The 12,354-nt window shown below is 63.6% G+C and carries 9 protein-coding genes; 8 read left to right on the top strand and 1 reads right to left on the bottom strand.

What is annotated here, in order from left to right; genetic code table 11:
• The first annotated feature begins 159 nt into the window (after window positions 1-159).
• The 4 genes from NKJ04_RS02225 (at window position 160) to NKJ04_RS02210 (ending at window position 3,402) form a co-directional block, all read left to right on the top strand.
• Window positions 160-1,161 (top strand): Ldh family oxidoreductase, encoded by a 1,002-nt coding sequence (locus NKJ04_RS02225; RefSeq protein WP_352673613.1) that lies wholly within the window; start codon window positions 160-162, stop codon window positions 1,159-1,161.
• A gap of 240 nt (window positions 1,162-1,401) precedes the next feature.
• The gene (locus NKJ04_RS02220; RefSeq protein ID WP_023811506.1) at window positions 1,402-1,683 is read left to right on the top strand and encodes a hypothetical protein; all 282 of its coding nucleotides are present in this window, start codon (window positions 1,402-1,404) and stop codon (window positions 1,681-1,683) included.
• Window positions 1,684-1,878: 195 nt separating this feature from the next.
• Window positions 1,879-2,331, top strand: a complete 453-nt coding sequence (locus tag NKJ04_RS02215; RefSeq protein WP_023811505.1) for a DoxX family protein — start codon at window positions 1,879-1,881, stop codon at window positions 2,329-2,331.
• A gap of 93 nt (window positions 2,332-2,424) precedes the next feature.
• Complete coding sequence (locus NKJ04_RS02210; RefSeq protein ID WP_352673236.1) at window positions 2,425-3,402, top strand: complex I NDUFA9 subunit family protein; 978 nt, start codon at window positions 2,425-2,427, stop codon at window positions 3,400-3,402.
• Window positions 3,403-3,430: 28 nt separating this feature from the next.
• Here NKJ04_RS02210 and NKJ04_RS02205 read toward each other — a convergent pair whose 3' ends face one another.
• Window positions 3,431-4,798: a cytochrome P450 gene (locus tag NKJ04_RS02205; protein ID WP_352611584.1), complete on the bottom strand. Its 1,368-nt coding sequence runs from the start codon at window positions 4,796-4,798 to the stop codon at window positions 3,431-3,433.
• Window positions 4,799-4,975: 177 nt separating this feature from the next.
• On the opposite strand from NKJ04_RS02205, the gene NKJ04_RS02200 reads away from it, so the two are divergent.
• From NKJ04_RS02200 to NKJ04_RS02185, 4 genes are all read left to right on the top strand, one after another.
• Complete coding sequence (locus tag NKJ04_RS02200) at window positions 4,976-5,545, top strand: NADPH-dependent FMN reductase (RefSeq protein WP_352673234.1); 570 nt, start codon at window positions 4,976-4,978, stop codon at window positions 5,543-5,545.
• 91 nt (window positions 5,546-5,636) lie between these two features.
• Window positions 5,637-8,255, top strand: coding sequence for a caspase family protein (locus NKJ04_RS02195; protein ID WP_352673231.1), 2,619 nt, complete (start codon window positions 5,637-5,639; stop codon window positions 8,253-8,255).
• 161 nt (window positions 8,256-8,416) lie between these two features.
• On the top strand, window positions 8,417-10,888 hold the full coding sequence (gene gyrB / locus NKJ04_RS02190) for a DNA topoisomerase (ATP-hydrolyzing) subunit B (RefSeq protein ID WP_352673229.1): 2,472 nt from the start codon (window positions 8,417-8,419) through the stop codon (window positions 10,886-10,888).
• Between the two features lie 231 nt (window positions 10,889-11,119).
• Window positions 11,120-12,037, top strand: coding sequence for a hypothetical protein (locus NKJ04_RS02185; protein WP_352439798.1), 918 nt, complete (start codon window positions 11,120-11,122; stop codon window positions 12,035-12,037).
• Window positions 12,038-12,354 lie beyond the last annotated feature (317 nt).

Here is a 12,354-nt window from a genome sequence, read left to right as displayed (position 1 = left end):
GAGTAGGGGAGTAGGGGAGTAGGGGAGTAGGGGAGTAGGGGAGTAGGGGAGTATCAGGTTACTATCCACATTCACATTTCCATCCCCATTCGCTATTCACTGCCCACTGTCCCCTACTCCCGTACTCCCCTATTCCCTTACTCCCCTAGGACGGCCATGATGCAACTCAGTCTCGACCAGGCAAAAGGACTGTGCCGGATGGCGGCACTTGGCGCTGGCGCCAATGAGGAAGCGGCACTATCGCTCACTGCTTCGATCATAGCAGCCGAGGCCGAAGGGCTTTCCTCGGTCGGTCTGTCGCATTTCATCGACTATCTCGAGGCGCTGGAAGCCGGACGCATCGACGGCAATGCCGACCCGGTGATCACCCGGCCGGCGCTTGCGGTCTATCTCTCCGATGCACGCGGCGGGCTGGCGCATACCGGCTTCGACCGCACCATCGACGACCTCGCCAAGGCGGCAAAGCTGTTCGGTGTCGCCATCTTCTCGCAGAAGAACGCCTATACATGCGGGGCGCTCGGCTATTTCACCGGAAGGCTGGCAGCACTTGGGCTGGTGTCGTTCGCCGCCACCAACGGCCCGGCCGTGCTTGCCGGCTCGGGCTCGGTCAAGCCGGTCTATTGCACCAACCCGATGTCGTTTGCCGCACCCGCCGCCGACGGCGCGCCGCTGGTCATCGACCAGTCGTCAAGCGCCACCGCCTTCGTCAACATCCGCAAAGCGGCCGAAGAGGGCAAGACAATCCCGGAAGGCTGGGCGCTGGACGCCAGCGGCAACCCGACCACCGATCCGGCCGCCGCCATGAAGGGCGCCATGCTTGCCTTCGGCGGCCAGCGCGGTGCCAACATCGCGTTGATGGTCGAAGTGCTGGCAGCCGGCCTGTCAGGCGCCAACTGGTCGCTCGACGCGCCATGGTTCAGCGGCGGGCCGGACAGTCCCGGCACCGGCCTGTTCGTGCTTGCCGTCGAGCCCAAGCTGCTCGATCCGGATTTCGAGCAGCGAATGAAGGACCAACTCGACCGGCTGCGGCGGCGCTTCGGCGTGCACGTGCCGGGCCGCGCCCGTGCAGAGGCGGCAGAGAAGGCGCAAGCGCAGGGCATCACCGCATCCAAGGCGGTGGTGCAGCGCATTTCCGAATTCGCCGCACGCTACTCTTCCTGAATAATAATTAAATATCAATTGGTTATCTGAAATCAGCCCGCCCCAGGCGCGGTGCGGTGCGATTTTCTTTGCGCGCCACTGAACCTTTCCGCGCCTTGCTGCGACACAGCTTTGTCCAGGGCAAGGCGAGCTTGCCCGATCCACACCGGGGGAAGCAGCAAACCGAAATCGAAAGCCTGCATCACGCGATGGCCGGTCCTTCGCGCCTCGGAAACTCAACCCAAATCAAAGGAAATTGTCATGACCAACACCAAGATCACCATGCTGACCGCCGTCCTTCTGCTCGGCTCGTTCATGGGTGCCACACAGGCAGCCACCTTGAAGGCCGCGCCGGCCAAGCCGTCCAGCCCGGGTGTCATCACTGCCCCGAGCGGCGGGGCCACCGAAGATCACTACTGCAAGAACGGCCATGCAAAATTCGCCAATTGCAGCGCCGATTTCGTCGCCGCCTGCAAGAAGGTTGGTGGCACCATGTCGGATGTTCAGGGCTGGGGTGGGCGTACTTGCTTCACGCCCTCCTGATACCGTCTCAGGTCAGGCCGCTCCGTCGGCCCCTGACTTCACATGGACGTCGCCCGGAAAACCCCGCTTCTGCGGGGTTTTCTGCGTTTGGCCGCGCAATGTTAAAACATTCGTAGTTTGGTCAACTTTTGTTTATTTGACTTCGTCCGACCTGATCGGCCGTTTGCGCTGATCAAGCAAAACAGAGGAGCTACAATGTCGGCAAGCACGGACAATCCCCGCAACGCCCTTATCATTCCGGCCCTTGGTAGGGTTTACGCCGCTCTGCACGATGGTGCCGAAACGGTTCTTCGCGTCGTCGCCGGTGGGTTTCTAGCCATCCACGGTTCGCAGAAGATCACCAATCCTTTCGGCGCCGCCGAGATGGTCGAGGGTCTCGGCTTTTATCCGGGTGCGTTGTGGTCCTTGCTTTTGGCCTGCACTGAATTCTTCGGCGGCATCTTCATCGCCATCGGGTTTTTGACGCGGCCGGCCGCCTTTGCCGGCCTGTTCGTGCTGCTGGTCACGGTCTGGTTCCACTGGGTTACGATGGACCAGGGTTATTCGGGCGCGGAGAAGTCGCTGCTGTGGGCGGCGATCCTGCTCTTCTTCGTCATTCGCGGCGGCAACCGCCATTCGGTCGACGCCCGTATCGGCAAAGCGTTCTGACAGGCTGATAGCGACGACGCGTCGCCCTTTGCCTTTGGCACGAAACGGATTATGAAACGGCTTCAGCCAAGCTTGCGAGCGCCGGAGCCAGCCATGACCGAAATCCTGCAGACCCCAAAGCTCGTCGTCGTCTTTGGCGGGTCAGGCTTTGTCGGGCGCCATGTCGTGCGTGCGCTGGCCAAGCGCGGCTATCGCATCCGGGTCGCCTGCCGGCGGCCCGATCTTGCCGGCCATTTGCAGCCGCTTGGCAATGTCGGCCAGATCCAGCCGGTCCAGGCCAATGTGCGCGTGCGTTGGTCGGTAGACCGCGCCGTGCAAGGCGCCGACCATGTCGTCAATCTGGTCGCCATCCTGCATGAGAGCGGCCGGCAGAAATTCTCCGCCGTGCACGAATTCGGCGCCCGCGCAGTGGCCGAGGCCGCGCGCTCGGTCGGCGCCGGCCTGACCCACATTTCTGCGCTTGGCGCCGATCTGGACTCCGAATCGGACTACGCGCGCACCAAGGCGCTTGGCGAAAAGGCTGTGCTGGAGACGATCAAGGACGCCGTGATCTTCCGGCCGTCGATCAATTTCGGACCCGAAGACGGCTTCTTCAATCGCTTCGCCAACATGGCGCGCTATTCGCCGGTGCTGCCGCTGATCGGCGGCGGCCCGACCAAGTTCCAGCCGGTCTATGTCGGCGACGTTGCCGAAGCGGTGGCGCGCTCGGTCGACGGCAAGGTGGATGGCGGCCATATCTATGAACTCGGCGGGCCGAAGGTGCTCACCTTCAAGGAATGCATGGAAGAGCTGCTCGAGGTGATCGAGCGCAAGCGCCTGCTGGTGCCGGTGCCGTGGTGGGTGGCCAACATCCAGGCCTCGATCCTCGGCCTCTTGCCCAATCCGCTGCTGACCAAGGACCAGGTGATGCAGCTGCGCGAACACAACATCGTTTCGGACGCGGCCGCCAAGGCCAACCGGACGCTTGCGGGGCTCGGCATCCAGCCGCAATCGATCGCGACGATCCTGCCCAGCTATCTCTGGCGCTACCGCGCCGCTGGCCAGTTCCAGCAGCGCAAGCCTGCAGCATAGTCGTTACAGCTACCTGAAGGGGTCACGCCTATCTTGGCGTCACCCGCATCGGCAGACCGCCTTGTGGCTGCGTGGTGAGTTTCTGCACCGGCCAAGGCTTGGTTTCGGCGGTGGTGTCGAAGCGGAAGCGCGACAGCATGATCGCCAGCGCGATGATCGCCTCCTGCATGGCGAAGCTGGCGCCGATGCAGACGCGAGGACCGGCGCCAAACGGCAGATACTGGAAGCGGTCGATCTTTTCGCGATTTCCCGGGTGGAAGCGCTCCGGCAGGAAGGCATCCGGCCGGTCCCAAAGCTTCCTGTGGCGATGCACGACCCATGGCATCACCAGCACGGCGGCATGCTTGGGGATATGAAGATCCTTCCACATTTCCGGTTCGATCGGCTCGCGGTTGATCGACGGCGCCGGCGGATAGAGCCGGAGCGCCTCGTCGAAGGCGGCGCGGGTGAACGGCATGGCATCGAGCCATTTCGTCGGATCGGGCTCGCGCGCCAGCACCTGGTCAATCTCCTGCTCGACCCGGTTGCGCTCCCACGGTGATTCCGCCAGGCAATACAGCGTCCAGCCCAAAGCCCGCGCGGTCGTCTCATGGCCGGCGCCGATGAAGGTGATGATGTTGTCCTCGACCTCGGCCCGCGTCAGTCCGTCGGGGCCCTCGGCCTTGAGCAACAGCGTCAGGAAATCCTGCGGCACGGCACCTGGATCGCGCTTGAATTTCCCTTCGCGCATCTTGACCGTGTCGGTGACGATCTTGCGGAAATAGGCCATGGTCTTGCGGCCACGGATGCGGGTCAGCCTCGGCAGCCAGTCGGGCGCGCGCAACAGATCGAGCGGGTCGACGCGTCCCATGGTCTCGAACAGGCGGTCGATCTCGTTGGCGAAACTGCCGGGCTCGCCAGCGATCTCGCCGGAAAACAGCGTCTCGGCCAGGATGTCGTAAGTGAGCAGCGTCATGTCATGAGCGATGTCGGACGTGCCGCCGTCTTCATAGCGGGTGACGAAGTCCAGCGTGCGTCTCAGCATCGGCTGGGCGAAGCCGAAGATGTGGCGCGGCGTGAACACCGGCGCCATCGCCTTGCGCGACCGCTTCCAGACCTCGCCCTCGGCGGTCAGCAGGCCGTCGCGCAGGATCGGCCGCAGGATCTTCTGGCGCACCGTCGCCATCTTGTAGTTCCTGGCGTTGTCGACCAGCACATGGCGGATCAGGCCGGGATCGTTGGCGACGATCAGATGTCCGCCAACGCCATTGGCCGAAATCCAAGGTTCGTTGTAGGTGTGTTCACCCCACAATTCGAGCGGGTTGCGGTAGACGATGCGGATCATCTCCAGCGTCGAGGGCGGCGTCGTGCGCGGCTTCGGCGCCGGGGGAATGAAGGGGGCGGGCTGGATGTCCATGCTGTGCTCCGCTGATGACCCAATGTAGTGGGCCGCAAAGCAGGCGTCCATGTGACCGTACGGCAAGGCCCTGCTCTCCGGAACGTGACCGGTTACCGTGAGGTGCCTTCTTGTTGCCCCGAGCGGCATGCCCTAGGTGGCAGTCACCAATGGATACCGCTATCGCAGGAGCCCAGCTTGAAGCACCAGTTGAACATCATCATCGGCAGCACGCGGCCAGGCCGCGCAGGGCCGGTTTTTGCCGAGTGGCTGGAGACGTTCGCGCGCGAGCATGGAAAATTCGAGCCGGTACTGACCGACATCGACACGTTCAAGCTTCCGGTACTGGACGAACCGCACCATCCAAGACTCGGCAATTACCAGAACGACCATACCAAGGCCTGGTCGAAAGCGATCGATGCCGCCAATGCCTTCGTCTTCGTGGCGCCGGAATACAATTATTTCGTGGCGCCGGCGATCGTCAACGCGATCGATTATCTCTCGCGTGAATGGAAGTACAAGCCTGCCGCCATTTTCAGCTATGGCGGCGTCTCCGGCGGCCTGCGCGCGGCGCAAGCGCTGAAGCCGCTGCTGACCTCGGTGGGTGTCATGCCGATCTCGGAAGGCGTCGCGCTGCCGATGTACCAGAAACTGCTCGACGAAAATGGCGCTTTCAACGCCGGCGAACAGGTGCAGGGCGGAGCCAAAACCATGCTCGACGAGCTGTTGCGCTGGAGCGAGGCTTTGAAGCCGATGCGGGCTGCCTGAAAACGCTGGTCTTCCGCAAAAAGCCCGGCTTGCTCATGGCATAAAGAGGTGGAATGTTCGCGCAAATGGACAAGCCGGGGGGCGGTTCGACTTGCGTTTGCTTTTTGCCTTGCTGCTGATGCTCATGAGCACCGCCGCCGCGGTGGCTGAGCGGCGCGTGGCCTTGATCATTGCCGACGACGACTACCGCCTGATCCGGCCGCTTGCCAATCCGGTCCATGACGGCGAGGCGATGGCAGCGGCGCTGAAGAAGCTCGGCTTCGAGGTCGTCCTCGAAACCAACCGCGACCTGAGGCGCATGCGCCGCGCGCTCGACGATTTTCGCCAGGATGCCAAAGGCGCCGACGTGGCGCTGGTCTACTTCTCCGGCCACGGCGTGGAAATCTCGGGCGATAACCGGCTGCTGCCGGTCGATGCCGACCCCTCTTCGCTCGATGCGCTGGAGAAGACCAGCTTGCCTCTGGAGGAGGTGCGCAAGACCGTGGCCGCCACCGCCAAGGTCGGCCTGATCATGCTCGACGCCTGCCGGAGCGATCCGTTTTCGGGCACGGTGGGTGACGGGCGCGGCGCGACGTCGCTGGTCAAGGATGTCGTGGAGAATGTCCGGCCGGGGCTTGGTCGGACTGGCCGCGCCGAAAACATCCTGTTCGCTTTCTCGGCAGCACCCGGCGAGACGGCGGCCGACGGAACCGGCCAGAACTCGCCATTCACCACGGCGCTGACCAAATATCTCGGCACCAGCGGGCTCGAAATCCGCTCGGTGCTGACGCTGGTGCAGCAGGAGGTCTACGATTTGTCGCGGGGCAAACAGCTGCCTTACGTCGAGAGCGGCCTGCCGAAGCTGTTCTTTGCCGCGGCCGCCAAGGAACAATTGCCGGAGCGCGAGCGCCTGTTGCTTGCCATGGCCGACGTGACGCCGGAAATGCGCGGTGAGGTCGAGCAGGTTGCCAGCGATGCCGACATGCCGCTGGCGCCTCTCTACGGCGTGCTGATCAGCTCCGACGCCAGCCACCTTTCGGCGGAAAGCCTGAATGCCCGGTTGCGCGAGGCGGCCGACGCCTTCGTCAAAGTGCGCGGCGAAATGAGGACGCTGGCCTCCGATGATCCGCAGGTGACGGAATTGCGCCGGCAGGCCGAGGAGCAGCTTTCGCTCGGCGCCTTCGATGGGGCTCGCGCCATCCTCGCAAAGGCCGCCGACATCGACAATGTTTCGCGCAACGCCTTGAAGGCCAACTTCGTCAACCGCACGCTGTCCGAGGCGGCGACGCGTTTCCTGTCCGGCGGTGCGGCGCGCGCCGACCTCGACTACGCCACGGCCATCAAGGATTATGAATCGGTCCTGGCCCTTTACGGCGAGGCCGGGCAGACCGATCTGACCCTGGACCACGCCGACCGCCAGATCCGCACGCTGGACGAGCTCGGCAAGCTCTACACCCTTGTCGGCAACACCGATGCGGCAGGCCGCGCCTTTGCAGCGCTGGTATCCAATCTCGAGCTGCGTTCGGCCCGGGAAACCGACCCGAGCGTCAAGCGCGATTTTGCCGTCAGCCACATCAAGCTCGGCAACATCAGGCTGGCGCAAGGGGACCTGCCGGAAGCGCTGGAAAACTATCAGACCGCCAGAACCATGCTGCGGGATTTGACCAAGGCCGAGCCTGATCGCCTGCCATGGTTGGGGGACTTCGCCATGGCCGACGACAAGATCGGCAACGTGCTGGTGACGCAAGGCGATCTGGCCGGCGCCGCGCAAGTCTACCAGGAAAGCCTGTCGATCAAGAAGCAGCTTGCCGATAACGAACCGGAGCGCGCCGAGCTGCAGCGCGACCTGACCATCACCTATGACGAGATCGGCGGCCTTGCCCGGGTCATGGGGCGACTGGACAACGCCCAGATGGCCTACGAGGAGAGCCTGAAGGTCCGATTGGCGCTGGCCGAGAAGAAGCCGCGGGACGCCGAGCGGCAACGCGATGTCTCCATCAGCCATGATACGATCGGCGATCTCAAGCGCGAGCGCGGCGATGCGGCGGGCGCACTCGCGTCCTATAAAGCGGGCCATGCGATCGTCGAACAATTGGTGGGCCGCGACCCCGACAACAGTGAGCTGAAGCGCGACCTGTCGGTCGGCAACGCAAAGATCGGCAATGCGCTGAGCGATCAAGAGGACTGGCCGGTAGCCCTCGCCGCCTACAGGCAAGCCCTCTCGATAGCCCGCGTGCTGGCGGCCAGTGACCCTGCCAACGCCGACTGGCAACGCGACCTCTCGGTCAGCTTGGAAAAAGTAGCGGGCATTCTGGCGATTCAGGGCGACCGCGCCGGAGCACTCAAGGCCTATATAGATAGTTTCGCCATCGCCGACCGGCTGGCCAAGCTCGACCCTGCCAATGCCGACTGGCAACGCGACCTGTCGATCACTCTGTCCGAGATCGGCATGCTCAAGGCCAAGCAGCGCGACGTCAAAGGCGCGCGGCAGGCTTTCCAGGACAGTCTCGACATCCGCCAGCAGCTCGCCCGGTCCGACCCAAACAACGCCACCTGGCAGCGCGACCTGGTGGTGGCCATGATCGACTACGCTCAGGTCGCCAAGAACCCCAAGGCCGTGCTTTCCCAGGCGCTGGACATGACGCTGGAGCTCGACCGCAGCGGGCGGCTGGCGCCGCGATATAAGTTCATGATCAAGTTTCTCAGGGACCGGCTGGCCAAAGTGAAATAGGGCCTGACGGGAGGCTGTCATGGACAGCCGGCTCATTCCCCGTGAAATGCCTGCAAACCTTGGAAAAACCGCCTTTTGCGCCTATATCTAGTGCATATCAGAGGCGCGATTCGGAGCGGGTTTTTCGCGCCGTGCAAGCGGCATCCAGACAACAGGTTTTCATGAGCGATCAGATCGACAACAACAACGGCGCTGAAGCCGAATACGGCGCCGATTCCATCAAGGTTTTGAAGGGGTTGGATGCTGTCCGCAAACGCCCCGGAATGTATATCGGCGATACCGACGACGGTTCGGGCCTGCATCACATGGTCTATGAGGTGGTCGACAACGCCATCGACGAGGCGCTGGCCGGTCACGCCGACCTCGTCACCGTGACGCTCAACCCCGACGGTTCGGTCACTGTGATCGACAATGGCCGCGGAATTCCGACCGATATCCACACCGGAGAAGGCATTTCGGCGGCCGAAGTGATCATGACGCAGCTGCATGCCGGCGGCAAGTTCGACCAGAATTCCTACAAGGTCTCGGGCGGCCTGCATGGCGTCGGCGTGTCGGTGGTCAACGCGCTGTCGGCGTGGCTGAAGCTGAAAATCCGCCGCAACGGCCAGATCTTCGAGATGAGTTTCACGCATGGCAATGCCGACGCACCGCTGAAGGCGACCGGCAGCTATGAGCAGGACAAGCAGCCGGGCACCTATGAGGGCCGCAGCGGCAGCCAGATCACCTTCTTCCCGTCGTCTGAGACCTTCACCATGGTCGAGTTCGACTTCGGCACGCTGGAACACCGGCTGCGCGAGCTTGCCTTCCTCAATTCCGGCGTGCGCATCATTTTGACCGATGCCCGTCACGCCGATGTCGTGCGCCATGAACTGCACTATGATGGAGGCCTCGAAGAATTCGTCAAATATCTCGACCGGGTCAAGAAACCGCTGATCGACAAGCCGATCGCCATCAAGGCCGAGCGCGACGGGATCACCGTCGAAGTGGCGATGTGGTGGAACGACAGCTACCATGAGAACGTGCTGGCCTTCACCAACAACATCCCGCAGCGCGATGGCGGCACGCATCTGGCCGGCTTTCGCGGCGCGCTCACGCGCCAGATCACCGGCTATGGCGAATCTTCAGGGCTGACCAAGAAGGAAAAGGTCTCGCTGATCGGCGACGATTGCCGCGAAGGTCTGACGGCGGTGCTGTCGGTCAAGGTTCCAGATCCGAAATTCTCCTCGCAGACCAAGGACAAGCTGGTCTCGTCGGAAGTCCGTCCTGTCGTCGAAGGCCTGGTCAACGAAGCGCTCGGCACCTGGCTGGAAGAACACCCGAGCGAAGGCAAGGTGGTCGTCGACAAGGTGATCCAGGCCGCGGCGGCGCGCGAAGCGGCGCGCAAGGCGCGCGATATCACCCGCAAGAGCTCGCTCGGCGTCACTTCCCTGCCCGGCAAGCTGGCCGACTGCCAGGAACGCGACCCGGCGAAATCCGAAATCTTCATCGTCGAGGGTGATTCCGCCGGTGGCTCGGCCAAAGGTGGGCGTTCGCGCCAGAACCAGGCGATCCTGCCGTTGCGCGGCAAGATCCTCAATGTCGAGCGGGCGCGCTTCGACCGCATGCTCGGCTCCGACATGATCGGCACGTTGATCACGGCGCTCGGCACCTCGATCGGCAAGGACGAGTTCAACGCCGACAAGCTGCGCTACCACAAGATCATCCTGATGACCGACGCCGACGTCGACGGCGCCCATATCAGAACCTTGCTGCTCACCTTCTTCTTCCGGCAGATGCCGGAGCTGATCGAGCGCGGCCATCTCTACATCGCCCAGCCGCCGCTCTACAAAGTGACGCGCGGCAAGAGCTCGCAATACATCAAGGACGAGAGCGCGTTCGAGGAGTTCCTGATCGGCTCGGGACTGGAGGAAGCATCGCTTACCCTCGGCTCGAGCGAGGTTCGCATCGGACAGGACCTGCGCGGAGCCATCGACGACGCGCTGGCGGTGCGCCAGCTGATCAACGGCCTGCACACGCGCTACAACAGAGGCGTGGTCGAGCAGGCGGCGATCGCCGGCGGGCTCAACCCGGACGTGTTCACCGATCTCGGCCGCGCCAACGACATGGCGGAGCGGATTGCAAAACGCCTCGACATCATCGCCGAGGACACCGAGCGCGGCTGGACCGGCCGCATGTCGACCTCGAATGAAGGCGTCGGCGGCTATGTGTTCGAGCGCACGGTGCGCAGCGTCAAGGAATACGCGCATCTCGACCTGGCGCTGATCAATTCGGCCGACGCACGCCAGCTCGACCGCTACGCACAGCGCCTCAGCGAGGTCTACGGGTCGCCGCCGGTGCTGCGCCGCAAGGATGTCTCCGAAACCATCTCGGGACCGCTGGCGATGCTCAACGCGGTCTTTGCGACCGGCCGCAAGGGCCTGACGATGCAACGCTACAAGGGTCTCGGCGAGATGAACGCCGAACAGCTGTGGGAAACCACGCTCGATCCGAACGTGCGCTCGCTGCTGCAAGTCAAGGTCAATGACGCGACCGATGCGGATTCGCTGTTTTCGCGGCTGATGGGCGATGAGGTCGAACCCAGGCGCGAGTTCATCCAGGACAACGCGCTGTCGGTCGCCAATCTGGACATCTGATCTGGACATCAAATCTGAATTGGCGCGCTGCGGCGCGCCAATGTTCCGCTGGCGGCAAGAAATCATTTTACAACGCGCCGGAACGGAAGTTCCCTTGGAACATTGTGACAACATCGATTCACAATATTCTAACAGGAGGCCTCCATGGGACGTGGCATTTTGCTCTGGTTGCTCGGCATTCCGATTCCGATCATCATTCTGATCATGCTGTTCGTACGATAGGGGGCTTCCATGCAGTCCACCCTGTCGGCGGCCGATGTTTCCGCCTCAACCGAGTCCTCCTCCACCGCCGTCAGCTGGGGACCGATCATCGCCGGAGCCTTCGCGGCCTCGACATTGACCCTCATCCTCATGCTGCTCGGTTCGGGGCTGGGATTGACCATGGTGTCGCCATGGTCGGGATCGGGCGCATCTGTCACCACTTTCGCGGCGTCCACCGCGATCTGGCTTGTCATCGTGCAATGGCTGTCCTCCGGCGTCGGCGGCTATCTTGCCGGACGCCTGCGCACCAAATGGGTCGGCATCCACACCGATGAAGTCTATTTCCGGGACACCGCACACGGCTTTCTTGCCTGGGCGCTGGCCACGTTGCTCGTCGTCGGCGTGCTTGGCTCCGCGCTTTCCGCTGCGATAGGCTCAGGCGTGCAGGCGGTGTCCACCATCGCGTCTGGCGCGGCCATGGGCGCATCGGCGGGGGCTTCGGCCAATGCCGGCAGCACATCGGCCGACAATGCGACCTCCTACCTGGTGGATTCGCTGTTCCGTCCGGCCGATCCGGGCAGGCTGGCTGCCGCCAATCCGGACAGCGATGCGGCTGCGACCGGGCAGGCCTCGCGCATCCTGATCGCCGGTGCAGCGGCAGGCGAGGTTTCCGCAGACGACAAGACCTATCTGTCGCAACTCGTCGCCGCCCGCACCGGTCTTTCGGAAGCAGATGCCAAGGCGCGGGTGGATGCGATCATCGCCAGGGCTCAGGACGCCAAGGTCAAGGCGCAGCAGGCCGCCGACACCGCCAGGAAGGCCAGTGCGACGTTTGCCCTGCTTGGTGCGCTCTCGCTGGCCATCGGCGCCTTTATCGCCAGTGCCGCCGCAGCCCTCGGAGGCAGGCAGCGCGACGATGAGGAAGCGGTTTTTCTCACCAGCCGCTGAACTGCACTTGCAAGGCGAGTCCACTCCGGACCGCCCGGAGTGGACATTGCTCTGAATTGTCATGCGGCGCTGCCTCGGCCGCGTTCGCTGAAATCTGTTCCTATTTTCGGGCAGGAATCGTCGGCGTTTCCGCTTGGCTCGGCTCCAGTTTGCGACCGAGGTCGACAGCGTCGCGCAGCACGGCAAGATGCGAGCGCGGCCGATAGTTGGGGGGGGGCCCGCCGCCCCGGGGCCGCCCGCCGCCCCAACCCAGGGGGGGGGGGGGGCGGCGCCGGCCGCCCCCCCGGGGTGCGGGGGTGGGTGTGAAGCCCCCCGCG

This window comes from Mesorhizobium sp. M0618, from assembly GCF_040320765.1.
GTDB lineage: Bacteria > Pseudomonadota > Alphaproteobacteria > Rhizobiales > Rhizobiaceae > Mesorhizobium.
The sequence above is the reverse complement of the archived record's forward strand: the minus strand, read 5'-3'. Positions and strand labels throughout refer to the sequence as shown.